General features: G+C 38.4%; 14 protein-coding genes and 1 CRISPR repeat array. Of the genes, 5 read left to right on the forward strand and 9 right to left on the reverse strand.

Features of this window, described 5'->3' with window-relative positions; genetic code table 11:
- Positions 1-115: 115 nt before the first annotated feature.
- Complete coding sequence (locus tag ACSQ6I_RS27335; RefSeq protein WP_438893295.1) at positions 116-4279, reverse strand: caspase family protein; 4164 nt, start codon at positions 4277-4279, stop codon at positions 116-118.
- A gap of 137 nt (positions 4280-4416) precedes the next feature.
- On the opposite strand from ACSQ6I_RS27335, the gene ACSQ6I_RS27340 reads away from it, so the two are divergent.
- Positions 4417-4803: a CU044_2847 family protein gene (locus ACSQ6I_RS27340; protein ID WP_438893296.1), complete on the forward strand. Its 387-nt coding sequence runs from the start codon at positions 4417-4419 to the stop codon at positions 4801-4803.
- A 672-nt stretch (positions 4804-5475) separates the two neighbouring features.
- Here ACSQ6I_RS27340 and ACSQ6I_RS27345 read toward each other — a convergent pair.
- From ACSQ6I_RS27345 to ACSQ6I_RS27355, 3 genes are all read right to left on the reverse strand, one after another.
- Positions 5476-6126 carry a tyrosine-type recombinase/integrase gene (locus ACSQ6I_RS27345; RefSeq protein ID WP_438893297.1) on the reverse strand — a complete coding sequence of 217 codons (651 nt, stop codon included), beginning with the start codon at positions 6124-6126 and terminating at the stop codon, positions 5476-5478.
- Positions 6127-6241: 115 nt separating this feature from the next.
- Entirely contained in the window at positions 6242-6802 is a 561-nt protein-coding gene (locus ACSQ6I_RS27350) for a hypothetical protein (RefSeq protein ID WP_438893298.1), read from the reverse strand.
- The gene (locus ACSQ6I_RS27355) at positions 6774-6971 is read right to left on the reverse strand and encodes a hypothetical protein (RefSeq protein ID WP_438893299.1); all 198 of its coding nucleotides are present in this window, start codon (positions 6969-6971) and stop codon (positions 6774-6776) included. The genes ACSQ6I_RS27350 and ACSQ6I_RS27355 overlap by 29 nt, the downstream gene beginning before the upstream one ends.
- Positions 6972-7302: 331 nt before the next feature.
- On the opposite strand from ACSQ6I_RS27355, the gene ACSQ6I_RS27360 reads away from it, so the two are divergent.
- Both ACSQ6I_RS27360 and ACSQ6I_RS27365 read left to right on the forward strand, forming a co-directional pair.
- Positions 7303-8613 carry a DNA/RNA non-specific endonuclease gene (locus ACSQ6I_RS27360; protein ID WP_438893300.1) on the forward strand — a complete coding sequence of 437 codons (1311 nt, stop codon included), beginning with the start codon at positions 7303-7305 and terminating at the stop codon, positions 8611-8613.
- Positions 8614-8706: 93 nt separating this feature from the next.
- Positions 8707-9081: a hypothetical protein gene (locus ACSQ6I_RS27365; protein ID WP_438893301.1), complete on the forward strand. Its 375-nt coding sequence runs from the start codon at positions 8707-8709 to the stop codon at positions 9079-9081.
- A gap of 87 nt (positions 9082-9168) precedes the next feature.
- Here the strand turns inward: ACSQ6I_RS27365 and ACSQ6I_RS27370 are convergent, their stop codons facing one another.
- Both ACSQ6I_RS27370 and ACSQ6I_RS27375 read right to left on the reverse strand, forming a co-directional pair.
- Positions 9169-9564: a nuclease A inhibitor family protein gene (locus ACSQ6I_RS27370; protein ID WP_438893302.1), complete on the reverse strand. Its 396-nt coding sequence runs from the start codon at positions 9562-9564 to the stop codon at positions 9169-9171.
- Positions 9565-9744: 180 nt separating this feature from the next.
- Positions 9745-10056 (reverse strand): hypothetical protein, encoded by a 312-nt coding sequence (locus ACSQ6I_RS27375; protein ID WP_438893303.1) that lies wholly within the window; start codon positions 10054-10056, stop codon positions 9745-9747.
- A gap of 110 nt (positions 10057-10166) precedes the next feature.
- On the opposite strand from ACSQ6I_RS27375, the gene ACSQ6I_RS27380 reads away from it, so the two are divergent.
- On the forward strand, positions 10167-10358 hold the full coding sequence (locus ACSQ6I_RS27380) for a hypothetical protein (RefSeq protein WP_438893304.1): 192 nt from the start codon (positions 10167-10169) through the stop codon (positions 10356-10358).
- A gap of 50 nt (positions 10359-10408) precedes the next feature.
- Here the strand turns inward: ACSQ6I_RS27380 and cas6 are convergent, their stop codons facing one another.
- Together cas6 and ACSQ6I_RS27390 are read right to left on the reverse strand one after the other, a co-directional pair.
- Positions 10409-11539 carry a CRISPR-associated endoribonuclease Cas6 gene (gene cas6 / locus ACSQ6I_RS27385; protein WP_438893305.1) on the reverse strand — a complete coding sequence of 377 codons (1131 nt, stop codon included), beginning with the start codon at positions 11537-11539 and terminating at the stop codon, positions 10409-10411.
- Positions 11540-11582: 43 nt separating this feature from the next.
- Positions 11583-12673: a CRISPR direct-repeat array (repeat unit 37 nt; unit sequence GTTTCAGTCCCCTTGCGGGGATTAGTTATATCGAAAC).
- 364 nt (positions 12674-13037) lie between these two features.
- Complete coding sequence (locus ACSQ6I_RS27390; RefSeq protein WP_438893306.1) at positions 13038-14375, reverse strand: TIGR03985 family CRISPR-associated protein; 1338 nt, start codon at positions 14373-14375, stop codon at positions 13038-13040.
- A 99-nt stretch (positions 14376-14474) separates the two neighbouring features.
- On the opposite strand from ACSQ6I_RS27390, the gene ACSQ6I_RS27395 reads away from it, so the two are divergent.
- Positions 14475-14780 carry a CRISPR-associated protein Csx3 gene (locus ACSQ6I_RS27395; RefSeq protein ID WP_438893307.1) on the forward strand — a complete coding sequence of 102 codons (306 nt, stop codon included), beginning with the start codon at positions 14475-14477 and terminating at the stop codon, positions 14778-14780.
- 38 nt (positions 14781-14818) lie between these two features.
- Here the strand turns inward: ACSQ6I_RS27395 and ACSQ6I_RS27400 are convergent, their stop codons facing one another.
- Entirely contained in the window at positions 14819-16246 is a 1428-nt protein-coding gene (locus tag ACSQ6I_RS27400; RefSeq protein ID WP_438893308.1) for a TIGR03985 family CRISPR-associated protein, read from the reverse strand.
- Positions 16247-16315 lie beyond the last annotated feature (69 nt).

A 16315-nucleotide genomic window follows, 5' to 3' on the forward strand; every position in this document is an offset into this window, starting at 1 on the left:
ACTTTCCAGACCATCTTGCAGGTTTTTACTTCTATCTCGGCTCAATACCTTATTGTCCCCAATTATCTGACCCATCTCCCGCGAAAAAAATCGCTCTCGGCTCAATGCCATAATTTTATGGCACTGCACCCAAATTCCGTAAACTGAGCATTTGAGCAGGATTCAAACCTTGAGTATTAGTAATATTTAACCCTTCGTATGGTCTTGGGGTAAATAATTCACGGATTAACTTTCCTTCTATATTCCAAATTTTAGTAGTACCATCTGTACTAGCACTTACTACCCATTCACCATCATCGCTAAAAGTAACTGATTTAACCCAACCTTGATGTTGTTGTGTCCATAATACAGAGTTTGTAGCTAAATCCCAAAGCTTAACCTTACAATCTCCACCACCACTAGCCAAAATATCATAATTTTGAGGATTAAAAGCTACAGTAAATACCCAACCTTGATGTCCTTGATCTGCTGTCAGAGTTTTGGATTCTATGGGTATGGCATTATCAACACAATTAATCGTCCGCAATCTTATTTTGCAATCTTCATGACCACTAGCTAAAATTATTTGTGAGGAATTTCGGCTATCAGGGCGAAAAGAAACAGATGATATTCCAGATTCTTCTAGTAACTCTTGCCATAATTCAAATCTTTGATTTTCGTGATTTTTACGCCATAAGATAATCTTTTGATCATGACTAGCACTGGCTAAAATTTCGTTATCAGGACTAAAGGCAACTGACCAAACCCAACCTTCATGCCTGGGATTTAAGATATATTCATCCTTAGGATCAAAATAAGAAATACCATCATCAACTTGATATTTAACAATACGAACAGTTCCATCTTGTCCACCACAAGCTAGATAGTGACCATCTGAACTCCAGGTGACAGACCAAATACCACCAAAATCACTAGCAATTTTATTCGACAAATCTTGATGATTGTTTAAATTCCAAATTATAATTGTTTGGTCATCACTACAACTTGCTAAAAGAGGAAGATAAGGATGAAAAGCGACACACCAGATCCACTGTTTATGTTTATTTAAAGTTACGACAGATTCCTCTTGATTAAGATTCCATATTTTAATTGTTTTATCAAAGCTTCCTGTAGCAATTTGCTTTCTATCAGAGCTAATAGCTACAGACCAAATCCAGTTTAAATATCCTTTAAATACTCTTAAAGATTGTCCAGTTTTCACATTCCAAATTCTCACCGTTTGGTCATCACTGCCACTAGCTAAAGTTTTATTATCTGCATGAAAAGAAAGAGAACGAATCCAAGCACTATGTCCGGTTAAAGTCCTGACACATTCTAACGTTTCAAGATTCCAAATCCGAATTTCTTGATCAACACCACCACTTGCCAGAATTTCACCATCAGGACTAAAAGTAATAACTCTAACGCCATTTTTATGTCCTTTTAAGGTTTCCCAATATTCATAATTATTAGAATCATTATTAAATTTCCAAAGCTTGATAGTTTTATCGAAGCTACCACTAGCTAAGATTTGACTATTGGGACTAAATGCTAAGGAAACAACCCACCCTTGATGAGATTCTAAAGTTTGAATACAATCACCATTTTCCATATTCCAAAGCTTGATAGTTTTGTCGAAGCTACCACTAGCTAAAATTTTACTATCAGGACTAAATGCTAAACCCCAAATCCAAGATTGATGGCCTTGTAATTCATAATTTTGACCTGATTCTAAGTCCCAAACTCGAATTATATTATCATCACAACCACTAGCAATTTTTTTGCCATCTGGACTAAAAGCAACAATCCAAATTAGCCTAGTATGACCAGTAAAAGTTTGTTGATTATCATGCTCTTCTAGCAATGTTTTTAAATCCCAGAGTTTTACGGTTTTGTCAAGGCTTCCTGTAATAAATTGATAACTATTAGCAATATCTTGTCGAAAAGGAAAAGCGATGCTTGTAATCCACATTCCAGGGAAATGAGCTTGTTTGTTTAAGCAATATTGATATTGATTATTTTCAACGTTAATAATCTGAATTTTTCCTTGTGTATCTCCTATTACTAAAAATTTCCCATCTGGACTAAAAGCAACGGAATGGATACCGCCAAAAGATTCAGTAAAAACTACTGTTTTGTCAAAAGTACAGTTGGAAAAGTTAACATCATGCAGTGTGGTTTCAGGTAAGTAAGCTTGTCTGATGGTTAAACCAGAAAAGTTATAATTATGTAATTGATGTTGATGAAAAATAGATAGGAAGTTTAGAAGATTACCTGCTGCATATCCTTGTTGCAATGAAGGGTTATTTTGGATATTGGCTAAGATTCTTAATAAAATTTGTTGGGGATTAGGTTGGTGTTGGATTTTAGTTAATATTGGTGTGACAATTAATTTTATTTGTGTATCTCTCACAAAATCTTTACTGGTTGCTTGCATTAAGGCGTATTGATTAAATAAATTTAGTTCTTGAGGCTCACTATTTATTTCTAGTTCAAAAATTTCCTCAATTAATTTATTAGTTAGATATTCTATTAAAACTGGCTGAAGTGTAAATTTAACAGAATATTCTTCTATATCTTGTTTTATTTGAGTAATTAAAAAGCGTTTCTTGAGAGATAGGATAGTAGTATCTAAAGAATTTATGTCGATTCTTTCTAAAATATTTTCTTGGAGAGTTACTCTTGAAACTGGTTCACGATTAATTGCTAACCAGTACATAATAGTTTTTTCTTTTTGATTAACTGCAAAAGGCTTACTAGAATCAAAGTACCAATCTAATATTTTATTAATGTCATCATGGCTAATTACTCCTGCTTTGATAAATTGAGCTATATTGCTTCCGTACAAACTTTGAATAACAGGAGCAGTTAACTGTAAAGCAAGAGGATTACCATTATAAAGAACAACAAGCTTTTGCCAATCTGAATTTGGTGTAGTTTCAAATTGAGGGGAAATACTACTAAATATTTGTTTGACTTCGGATATTTCTAAGCCTGGTAGTTCATAAAATTTAACAGGTCTATTATCCCCTTGTAAACCTATGAGACTTGGAGGTTGTACCCGACTGGTTAGAATAATACAACTTTTATGGTTACTGTTTCCTAGTATTTTCAATAATTGGTTATAACTGTTATCATTATCACAGAGAATACTTTCTATGTTATCTAAAATCAATAAACAGCAATTTTGTTCTAAATAAAAGATTAATCTTTGTATTTGCTCGTTTAATTCAGATGGTAAAGTTGTTTCTTTTTGATTAGATAAAAATTTGATAATATCTTGTAGGATATCTTTGAGGGAAGGAGCATTGACAAGACTACGAAAAATCAGATATTGAAAATTATCTTGGTACTCCTCATTCTGAAATATTTTTCCTAGTTTTATTGCTAAAGATGTTTTTCCAACACCTCTCATCCCCAAAATCGAGATTAAACGATAACGCTTTTGAACAATCCAAGATTTTAAGTCTGCTAATTGTTGCCTTCTACCATAGAAATTATCTAAAGATGGTGCATCACTCCAATCCAACTGGAGTTCCGAGCAATCCACCTCAATCTCCCCTGGCGATGGATAAGTTACTAACGTAATCTCACCACCTGACTTTAAAACAACAGGCTCTTGTCCCGATCCTCTTAGTTCTTCATCAATTACCTGATTTAGTTGCGCTGTCCGCACCCTACCATCAGCACTGGGCGATTTCAAAGCCTTAATCACCGCAGCAGTAAATAAACTGTAATCCTCACCCTCATAGGCTTTCTCGTGACTGCGGCAAGCCGTTGCTAAAAAGTAGTTGCGACCGCCAGACCGAAAAGTACCAAGAGCGCTAGAAATTTGACTTTGCTCTAACAAGCTTCCACCATGACAACAATCAAGCAAAACCACCAAGCTGCTAAAATCCGCATCAAAAATTAAGCCATTCAAATCCTCTAGGGCAATTCCAGCTGATGCCACATTCTCAGACGTACAATCCGACGTAACCAGATAGCCTTTCTTCTGCCCCAACTTAGTCACTTGAGCGCCATGACCACTGAAATAAATTAGAGCCTCATTACTCCCTACCTTGGTAAAAAAATCAACAATTGCATTCCCTAAATCCTCTCCTTTGAGAGCAGCCTCTACCATCTCATAGCGTTGTTTTTCGGCATTCCACTGAGATGGTAGACGAGTAACCTCAGCAAAGTCCCCATGTGCTTCTAATATTTGCGCGATCGCCTCTGCATCTTCGACGGGCTTCTCTAAACTACCAAACCCCGATCCACCATATTTTTGGATGCCAATCACAAGTGCGTATCTGGTCATACTATCCCAACTATAAAAAGAAAAACTAACCTACTTAAAATAAGTATATCTACAAAGATTAGCTGAGTATAATAATTATGGCTATTTCCTAAAAACTGCTATTTTCTCTTAAATTTCAAACATTACACGGTGTCACAATGTCTGAACTCCAACGTCTCTTAATCGAAGAAAATGGTAAAACCGTTGAGATATTTGTTGAAGCTCCAACTGTTTCTGCAATTCCTAATCTTACCAACACAGGTAAACGCCCTGGAGAAAAAGGCGCAACCGATGAAGTTTTACTCAAAATGTCTGAAGTTCAAGCCAAAATTCAAACCTATGCCAATTTTGCGATCGGCGCATTTCAACATCTCGGTTCCGCCGAAGTCGAAGAAATCACCCTCAAATTCGGCATCAAACTTGGTGGCAAAACTGGCATCATTTTTACTGAAGGCTCCGCAGAAGGCAGTATGGAAATATCTGTAAAATGCAAATTCCCCACACCTGCTGTTAAAAAGGACACAGATCCTATTAAAAAGGGGTAGTGATCCGGAAGTAGTGAAAGAGATAAAAGCTATGCTAATTGGGCATTATAGGTATTAAGTCGAGATCCTTACGAGTGCGATTCGTTCTGGCAATACCTGTGCCAAAATCCTGAAACCCTATTTATCTCGTAACGATTTTATTGGCTTTCAGCCCTATATTTTGCAAATTGGCGAAGGTATTGTTTACCAGGACTAAGTTTTTAGCCTTGAGCGCGACAACCGCTTAAAGCATTGCACGAAAGTGCCATTTCGTTTACTTCAGGTGGGAGTATCCAATCCAACTACAGGTATCAATTTTCATCCCTCAACCATTCACGCCCTTCCTTTAACGCCGCGTCGAAAGTGTAATAAATTCTCTGTTCCCCAAAAATACCCCCGTAATGCTGATCAACCGAAACTGCCAGCATTGCATTTTTTAGAGGTGTAAAAAATCATAAGGATGCTGCCTTTGAGTGTGCAGATAACTTCACAAATTTTGATATGAGGCATTTGGGCATGGAAGTAGCCTTTCAAATTTGGGATCTGTAACTGTATACTTTGCATTCTAGTAAGGATGAGGGAGATGCCCTTTTAGCTCAACAGCATGAAAACTCTCTTGACACTTGAAACTGTTGAATGGTCTGGACTTCTTTATAGATCGTTAAATCCCTATTTCCCGATCTAGGAGTCGCTCTATACGTCAGTTTTCACCCTGTCACTGGTGCTACTTATGTCTAGGGTGGTATGACTCTCTGCTGCAACTGGGGTGAGCATAGATAAGGAGGCGATCGCTCCGCGTACCTGTGACGTTTCTACCTCAAGGTAGTTTTGCAATTGCTCCAAATTGCGATGACCGGAAATTTCTTGAATTACCCGCAGGGGGATACCAGCGTTGCTCATTAATGTCAGGGCAGTGCGGCGGAAGCTGTGGGTACTCGCTCCTTCGATATCAACTTGTTGACAACCTTCTCGGAAGATAATACTGGCAGAGTCCGAGTGCAGATGTCCCCGCCCCCAGCGACCGGGAAACAAAAATCCCTCACTGGTAGTTGGAGGATTATACTGTTCTAGGAAGTGCCTTAAGTCATCTAGGACGGGAATGGTGCGGGTAGCTAGTTTCCCTTTGGTGTTACCTTTGCGGAGGATGAGTTCTGGCCGAATTCTGCCTTTTTTGTCGTAGACATCCCGTATCTTCAGGGTGACAGCTTCATTGACACGGCAACCTGTGTAGAGCATGACAGCACAAAGGGTGCGATCTCGATCAGTGGTCAAGCCTTCTTTGAATAATCGCTGGATTTCTTCTTGTGTAAGAACTTTGGCTTTGCCGTGTCTGTCAATTTTCACATTGGCTGTTTACCCCGATAGTTGATCATGGTAGCAGGTCTACATCGCTCAACCAAAGGTAATCGTTTCACGGGGCTTCAAAATTTGCTGAAAATAGTTGTCACTTTTTATTCTTCTACTGTCTAACTGGGTAATATAATCCGTCTTGAGACTGAAATTTCCACCCTAACCCACTTGGATCTCGATTCCTCGACCAACTCAGAAATTCCTTCTCGCTCTTGCTTTCCCGTTCACTAATTAAACTTTGAGCAGTCACCCCCAATCTCTGCGCTAAATTTTCATTGGCAAAAGATTGTATTTCTACTGGTGGTTGTTGATACTGATAGGAGTATGATGAACGCCGGGATCTAGAATTACCACCATTGTATTTACCAGAAGCAATCGCTCTCTCAATTTTCTCCAACTGTTTACTAAGGACTTCTAGTTTAGTGTCCACCAGTTGATCTTGCTGGGAAAGATGCGTTTCCAATTGCCCCAGTTTTTCGTCAACTTGCTGTAATTCGCTGGTTGCTTCCAGTTCTACGGTGCTATCAAACCTTGTTATCAATTCCTGTAATCCTTGCAGTAACGCTGTTGTGTGACCGTCGCGGTGGATTTTGGCTAAGTGGCGTACTACAGGAATTAGTACAGTAGGCACGCGAATCATTTCACTGGGTGGGGTCTTGTTGGCAGTCATGATATCTGTGGTTGATATCGAATATTGTAGCTGGAATGGTAACGGTACTGTAATAAGCTTGGCGTGAAATATAGCGATCGCCTACTTGTAAATTTCCCCTAATAATTTTGGAGACTTTGCCAAAGATACCAACAAGCGACAGTGCAGTAAGGTTGCCAGGGTTGGGCAATTTGTTCTATGGTTTTTTTATTGGGGATATCAGCTAAACCATGTTGCACCTAATTTAGTTTGCATTCCCCTACCTCTAATACTACCTCTGCTAAAATAGAATCTTGTTTAAGTGTTTCAATGGCAACAGAGTAATTCATTTGATCAAGCGATTGCTCCGACAAAACGCCACGGGCATTGCTTAGAAATTCACCATAATCTAAGACTAATAAAAATTTAACCTGCGTAAGCAAGTGCATTAGCTATCATCCTGTAGTTATATCAGAATCAAATTCAGTAAATCAACAACTTTTTACTGAAGCTATTCGACACACGCAGATTAAATCAAACCCATGTTAGCAAATTTTCTATCCAAATTTTACCGTAATGGTTGGTTGACAGGAGTCGTAATAGTTTTAATTCCCTTCAACACCCTATTTAGTGCCAAAGGTGCAACGACTGTTGAGGGTTTTGAATCTGGCTCAAAAGGCAGTTATGCCGCCGCTGATGTTACCCTTGGTACAGGGGTTTGGAATTTAAATGATGCCTTGATTGGGAATTTAGCCGGTGATGCTAAAAGCGGAACCCAATCTACCCGCATTCGCAACAGCGGCAAGGCAACGATGAAATTTGACCGCACCACCGGGGCTGGGACAATAACCATTAAGCATGGCAAGTATGGTTCTGATGCTAGTACAACTTGGCAGTTGTGGTGTTCTACTAATAGTGGTTCTTCTTATACACAAATAGGTTCAACAGTCACAACCAGTTCAACAACTTTACAGACTGCAATTTTCACGCCTAATATCTCTGGTACAGTGCGCTGCGAAGTCCGTAAGACTGATGGCACTACTAATAGAACCAACATTGATGATATTAATATCACTGATTCTGGTACTTCAGGTGGTGGCGGTGGTAGTGGAAGTGTTCATTTAACAATGGGTAATCCCAGTGCTGCTGCGACTTCCAATTTGAATAATTATTTGCTTGATAAAGCGCAGTATGCAGTTGGGTACAATTGTGCGTTGGGTCGTCCTAATTGGGTATCTTGGCAATTAAACAGTAGTTGGTTAGGTTCAACTCCCAGACAGGATGATTTTCGTGCTGACACTACCTTACCAACAGGATGTTATCAGGTTCAATCTACTGATTTTAGTGGTAGTGGCTTTGACAGGGGACACATGACACCCTCTGCGGATCGGACAAAGACAGTAACAGATAATTCCGCAACCTTCCTAATGACAAACATGATCCCTCAAGCACCTGATAATAATCAGGGTATTTGGGCAAACCTAGAGAATTATGCCAGAACCTTAGTAAGTCAAGGGAAAGAACTCTATATAATTTCCGGTGGATATGGAATCGGTGGTACTGGCAGTAATGGAACATTCAACACTATTGCTGGTGGTAAGGTTACAGTTCCTGATCGCACTTGGAAAATTATAGTTGTCTTAGATACATCTGGTTCTGGAGTCTCTGGTGTAACAACATCTACAAGAGTGATCGCTGTCAACATTCCCAATGATCAAGGAGTTCGGACTGCGGACTGGAGAAATTACAGAGTTTCTGTAGACAGTATTGAATCTTTAACTGGCTACGATTTTCTCTCACAAGTCTCAACATCTACTCAGTCTGTAGTTGAAGCACAAGTTGATAATTTGTAAGTTTCAATAGATAACTTCAAAAATGATAAAGCCTGTCTGCATATGTGGACAGGTTTACAAATTAGTCTAAATAACACTACCATTAGATAGAATATGCCCAACTTAAAAGATGTAAAATTTAAAAAGAGTTTACTATTGTTATTTTTGAGTAACTGGTTTTTGTCAACTCCATCTCAAGCGCAGATAATTCAACCAGAGCAGCTTGATTGTGAAAATGTAGAATCTAGGGCAATGGTAATAACAACTGAAGGTGTGAAGTCTGTAAGTATGTTTTGTGATTTTGAAGAAAAAACTGAGCAACGAATTAAAGTAATTGAAAAACCATCAGTAAATACTCAAACTATACCCCGCCCTTCGTTAGGAAAACCCTATGAATTAAAAGGCAATATTTGCAGAGGTCAAGACCAGGGTGCAGATATAATTTGTTTAACTCCTCAAGGTGCTGCTAATCTTAGATGGCGTAAATAGATGTTTTATAAAATTTAAGAAACAAAACTACAAAGCTTCCCCTAATTAGGGATAGGCTTTGTGTTTATGGTAATTTATTAATTTACCCTAAGTTTCGATAATCTTTGTTGAAACCCCTGCTAGATTGTTATCTAAAGTTTTACCAATGATATAAACATCAATGCTGATACTGCCTACTCTATAAACCTTGATTTCAATTAAGTTATCTTTAAGGGTTTGGAAAAGAACTTGAAATTTCTTAACTTCTTCCTTTTGGATTTCATTATGCCACTCTTTCTCAAAGGCACAATTTCTCAAGAAATATTCTAGCTCAGTTTCTTCTACTGGTGCATCTTGAGGATGATTCGTTAATTGGAAGATTTTTTGAGTTGTTAAAGGTTCTTTTTCTTCCCAGAAAATAACTTCAAACGGATACTCCGATTCGCTCATCATCAATAATCCGTCTGTAGCCTCTTTTAATCGGTCAATAATAGTGTTAGTCATTTTAACGCTCGCTTACGTAGGTAGTCATTCTCCATTTTTCCCCAAAAATCACATAGTCTCATCTTTCTAAGTGTAGTTTTTCTTAGAGGAAATTCAATGATGTCTGTGATCTGCGAAGCGATTGCTTTGCAGTGCCGTAGGCGATCGCTTATTTAACTTATTTAAGTTTCCCTTAAGAATTTAGATACTATCATCTTTCCAACCGCATTGGTGGCAATCCCAATGCACCCGTAAGATATAATCTCTATTGAAAAAAGCACCGCATTGAGGACAAGAACCTGTAAACATTGGGTGAGTACTTAATGCTTCTAATTGCTGGTCTGTTGTTAGTTGGGACGGTTGTAAAATTAATTCACCATTGTAATAACTTGCCCCATCTGGTTGCCATAATTCCTCTGCGCTGGGGTCTTCCTTAAAGTCAATGCAACTATCACTCTCTACTCCCGATGGATGAACAGCACAAATAATGTAGGGGTTATGAGCATAGAGCAAGCAGCCATAGCGCAAGCGCTGCGAAGCAATCGCACTCTGAAATTTTGGGCATAATATCAATTTTTATATAAGTATGCTTTGATTAAAGTAGACAGCTAAAACTATGCAATATGTCTACTACCAAAGTTCATTTACTTATTAGTATAAATGATCTTATCCTATTGGTATTCTACTCTGAATCCGATTGTTGGCAGTTCCGGTTAATCAGTGCTGGTTGTGAGGTATTTGGTGAACGCAAACTTTACTACACCCCAGAAGCCGCAGAGAAGGCAGGGCGTGAATGGGTTTATCAGGGTTATTGATTTTTGGTAGTGCATTATTAGGGGATAGCGATCGCCGATTTGGGTATTGATTAGGTATCTTTCAGCGTCCGACGAGCTAATTTGACGTAGGTTTTTGCTGTAGTGTAAGGTATTTCTAAGTCTTGGGCTATTACCTGTAAAGATTCTCCCATTTCCCGCCGTGCTAAAATTGTTGCCCATGTTGTAGCGATTTTTTCGGTGCGTTCTCCTCCTGTGCGTTTGCGTTGCGCTGTGAATATTGTTGTTAATTCCTCAATGCGTTCTGGGAGCAAGTTTGTTAACATTCCAGAAGATGTATTTGATTCTGGTTCTACCCAATCCAAGCAGGTTTGTCCGAGTCCAAAAGTAGTTTTATGACCTGTTCCACAGTAGGGAGCAAGTTGAATCAAGGCATAAAATAATTGGGTAAATTCAATATTGGCTAAAGCACTTTTACTTAAACCCAAGGAAATTGCCCCTGTAAAACCAGTCACCGAACCACGTTTACCAGCTGCGACTTTGACTGATTCTAAGCGGTGTTGATGAATGATGACGTTTTCATCTATCCAGTTTAAAAAAGCGTCTTGTTCTATGGACATTCCTGAAAAATCGTTCCAGCGTCTGAGGTAACTATGAAAAAGATTGACGGGAACAGGAAGGGGGAAATGATGCCCTTTGCGACGGAAACTGGTAGGAGAAATAAAACTCAGATTAATGTTTCTGTGGTTTTCTATAGATGATTGTAGTAGTTGAGAGTAAGTAGTTGGTGGATGGACAATACTTATCTGTTTTACTTGTAAGGAAGCATCTCTTAATGTCAGAATAGTTGGAGGTTGGTTTAACCACTGACTCAAGAACTGAACTACTGGTTGAGAAATGGCGTTAATCTGCCAACGATAAGTGTGATTTGCTTGTAGTTGCAGTTGTTTACCAGTGGGAAGTAGTTGACCTTCGAGGGCAGAAATGTTAAAGGGTTTTTCTGATTCGCCATCATGCAGATATGCTGAAAGGTCTAGGTTAATTTGCCGCACCTGGTCTAGAAACCAAGCATGAAGTCCAATGGTATATTGCGAGTATAGCGATGTGGAATTGGTTACTTCTAGGTCAAAGACTAAACCAACTAATTCAGTATCATCAGCCCATACCAGAGAGGTGTTTTTTGATGAGGTTTTGCGTTTGCTAGATGTAGCTGCTCTTGGCATTTTTTTTTGATGCTACATGATCTTATGCTCAGTATTTTACTCGGTTTCAGTCCCCTTGCGGGGATTAGTTATATCGAAACTGCCCTGCTATCCAAGTAAAGATGGGACGCTGCTAGACGACGTTTCAGTCCCCTTGCGGGGATTAGTTATATCGAAACCTGTGGCTTGTCAGAGTTTGAAGCCAGATTGGACAATTTGTTTCAGTCCCCTTGCGGGGATTAGTTATATCGAAACTAATAAAGGAAATACTCGACTTTGTTCCTTCTTTTAACGTTTCAGTCCCCTTGCGGGGATTAGTTATATCGAAACTGCGGGTGAATATATTTTTAACCCCTATACAGGAAAGATGTTTCAGTCCCCTTGCGGGGATTAGTTATATCGAAACCAGAAAATGAAAACTTTGCGGGTGGTGACGTTGGATTGTTTCAGTCCCCTTGCGGGGATTAGTTATATCGAAACCTTAGTAGCCGCGTGGACTCCTGCTGCTGGGGATAAGTTTCAGTCCCCTTGCGGGGATTAGTTATATCGAAACATCACAAAAATATGTTTGCGTTATTCTAATGGAATGTTTCAGTCCCCTTGCGGGGATTAGTTATATCGAAACTAAAATATTTTCTACCGCAACAGAATAGCTATAAAAGTTTCAGTCCCCTTGCGGGGATTAGTTATATCGAAACTCTGGTGCAACTGTTCAGGTCTTTATCGCATCAGTTTCAAGTTTCAGTCCCCTTGCGGGGATTAGTTATATCGAAACCATTTTCATATAATACAAATCAAGTACCATCCAATGTGTTTCAGTCCCCTTGCGGGGATTAGTTATATCGAAACTTTGAATATTCTTTTGGGGTTGGGTATATTTCGGTTCTGAGTTTCAGTCCCCTTGCGGGGATTAGTTATATCGAAACCAGCCTTCACAAGATTACCCATCTTTAACAGAGGATGAGATGTTTCAGTCCCCTTGCGGGGATTAGTTATATCGAAACTTGACGCAGCAGTTTTAGAAATAAATCAAGCGATAGTTTGTTTCAGTCCCCTTGCGGGGATTAGTTATATCGAAACCACAGTTATGTTTTACTTAATTTGCAGCCTCTTTGTAAGTTTCAGTCCCCTTGCGGGGATTAGTTATATCGAAACTACATTAGTCAATTGGATTAGTAGCTATTAGCCAAAAAGAGGAGGTGGACTTGCGGGGATTAGTTATATCGAAACTACATTAGTCAATCCCGCCATCTGAAACACAGTCTAGGAGCAGACTGTAGGGGGGATTTTGGCAGACCTCAAAAAAAACCTCATTTCCGGCTTTGGGTAAACTGCCAACTGAAACTAATGAAACGCTACAACTATTCAATTATCAAGGTTCTGGCGATTTGGCGAATCCCTGGGGTTTTTGACCCCGCTCTAGGTCTGCCAAATTTATCCTTATATTAAGTGTAAAATTTAGCAAGTTACTTGTCAAGATTTACTGTATTACAAATATTTAAGTGTTAGATTGACCAATTTAGTCAATTATATCTGAATAAAGCCCTATTTCCTTGATAATATCGGCTTTAACTTTCTGTCTTAAATCATAAGGTAACAAAATTTCTACTTTTGGTCGCCAAGCTCGTAAGCGCATAGTTACGTTATTATCCCCATGTCGATATTGAAGGCTGTAATAAGCATCTTTTGGGGAACGATTTGCCATAACCTTTAATAATTCTGCCTTTTGTTCTGAATTAACTTCAGAGTTTTTAATCAAGCTTTTAGCTTTTTCGTAGCTAATCAAGTTAAATGTTTCATGCCGAGAGGTATCCTGAATGTAGCGGTCATGATAATCTCGTTCAAATCGTAGCAGCATCAGTCGAGATTCTAAATAAAAATCAAACCCTAATGCTTTATCCATTTGCACTTCAATTTCTTCTGGATTGGGTAAATTATGCTGTTGATAACGCTGTTGCAGTGTCTTAGGAATGGCGGGATTTGTCCATTCAATTGGTGTAATATCTTCAATTCTATCTAAACGAAAGTTATACCAATCTGTTTTTTTATCAGGACTTTCGCCAAAAGCGCACAAATAAACTGCACGTTGCACATAGTAAATACAGACTGGATAAACTAAACATTCTACAGAGTATTTTAATCTGGCACTGTTATAAATTAAACTGATTGGTAAAACTGGGGTTTGTGACCAGAGTTTGCGGAGTTCATCCTGCCAATTTTCAACTTCGTCTATGGCAGCTACAACATAGTCTAGTTTAAAAAAGAAACGTTGTACACCACCGATTTTTTGAGAGAGATTCTGAGCAATTTCTGCTAAATCTTCTTGATTGAGAAAATGTAATTCGTTACTATTATGTTTGGTGGTTATGGGACGAGAAGGTAAATATTTGACTCGATGATATTTTTGCTCTCGAATTTCTAGCCAACCTAATTCTTCTAAAATTTGTAAATCTGCTTGTAAGGAACGACGAGTTACGCCAAATAATCGCTTGTGTAGAATTTCATCTAAATTAGAGATATTAATGTGGGATAATAGCGATCGCTTCCAAATTTCCTGGTCTAATCCAGTATGAGAGTCAAACAACCAGTCAGCAGTAGTTTTGGCACAATGACAGTTAGGGTCATGGAATTGAGGAATCGCTTCTCCTTTGGGGTGTGTGGAACTGAAAAAAGCGTTTTTCCAGTCTGCCAAGGTAAAACCATCCTCTAAGAATACATGGTCTTGACCTTCACCGTATAAAGAACGTAACCACACCCACAAACGAACTGCACGCAGTAGGTTTTGTTTGAGAGAACCGCGTGCTAACCATTGCAACAGTTCTGCTTGGGGAACATCAGAAAAAATTTGCTCAGACACTTATCTAGGACTTTGGGTATCAGTCCAGCATAAACCAATCTGGAATAGGCTGCTTCCAATGCCATGTATGATGTGATAGTTGCTCACTAAGTAAAGGCAATGACTACTTACAACATTGAGTTAAAAGACGATATTTTGCGGTTGAGTTTTGGTGAACCTGCCCAAAATGACCAAATTGTGAAAGATGCTGCTGCAAAATTAGAGCAAATGGCACAGTCAGGGGAATTAGCAGGGGGTCAATTGTTGAAGATTAATGGACCGATTTCTATTGCTGTGGCTTTTGTGTTGGCGCATAAATTAGCCCATATTTACGGAGCAATTGGTTTTTTTGATCCAAAACTAGGTAAATATGTGATTTCTATCACGCACAATCCAGCGTATAAACTGGGAGACTTGATTGATTGAAGTGTTTATCAGTTTCGCCAAATATGACTCTAAATTACCTATTTATACAAATTCCAAGTATTTTGGAGTTCTAGCAGCATTTCTTGTCTTAATTCCCAAGGTAGTAAGACTTCAACTTTTGATCCTAAAGCTCGTAACCATCTAATTACATAATAATCGGTATTTCGATAATAAACCTGGTAATAAGCATCATGATTTGAGCGAGAATCAAGAATTGGTAAAATATGCTGATGTAGTGAATTGGGTGTGTTTTGTCTAATTAGTGTTTTTGCCTTTTCATAGTTAATAGCTCTAAATGTTTGGTGGATGTTGATTCCTTGGATGTAATTTTGATGGAAGTTTTTTTCAAAGCGCAATATCATCAATGTTTTTTCTTTATAAAAATCACACCCCCAAGCATCTTTTAATTTCATATTTACTGTTTTAGGAGTTGGTAGTTGATTCTCTTTATATTGGTCTCTTAATAGTTGGGGAATACGATTGTCTTCCCAATCTAAAATTTCTAATCGCTGGGAAATTATTCTATCTAAACGATATTTGTACCAGTTGATATCACCTTTAGGAGTTTTACCATAAGCACATAGATATTTAGCGCGTTCCATAAAGTAAATGCAAACTGGATAAACAACACATTCATAAATTTGATTTTGATGGGCGCTGTGATAAGTTAAAAGTAAAGGTTGTATTTTTACTGAATCCCAAATATCCTGTAAATCACTTTGAATTTCATCCACTGCATCTTGTATTGGACTTGATTCAGGTACTACATAATCAGCATATAAGAAAACTCGATGATTGTCTTCATCTATTTCCCCTTCAGAGATTTCTTCTGCTAGTAATGGTAAACTAGGGTCAAGAAAACTAAACATACCCAACGTTCCAGCTAAATAGGCTTGTTTTTTATTACTTAAACTTGTTTCATACCCACGATTGTCTGATGTAGTAGAAAGTGGTAATACATCTACTCGACGGTAATATTTGCTTCTACCAGGAACATTATCTACTCGTTGCAAGCAGTTTTTACTGACTAATAAATCTAAGTCGCTTTGAAGTGATTTGCGAACTTGAGCAAATAAGCGTTCCTTGAGGATTTCTTCTACAAGTTTTTCTAAATCAGAATTATATACTGGTATATGTTGTTGTAAAGAATTTTGCCATTCATCTATAGATACTTCCAATTCTACTAACCATTGTCGGGTGGTTTTGAGACAAGCACAGTCAGGGTCTTGATGGTTAATGATATCGGTTTGTTTTTCATCCTTGTGGGTTTTGGTAAAGAAAGCTTGTCGCCAGTCAGTGTAAGTAAAGGTGTCACCAATAGCAGCTTGTCCTTGATCACTATATAACCAATGTAACAATACCCACAGCCTAATAGCACGAGTGAGGTTGTGACCTTGATCCAGAGATCCATTGGCTAACTGCTGTAAGATGTTGGGTGATGGGGTGGTATTAGAAAGTATATTCACGGACGATAAATAGGTTATTATGTGCGCTTTCTAAATTTAGCAGGTATTGGAAAGGGGTGTTTCCAACGC

Origin of the sequence: Anabaena sp. WFMT (assembly GCF_051781005.1) — a bacterium.
GTDB lineage: Bacteria > Cyanobacteriota > Cyanobacteriia > Cyanobacteriales > Nostocaceae > Anabaena.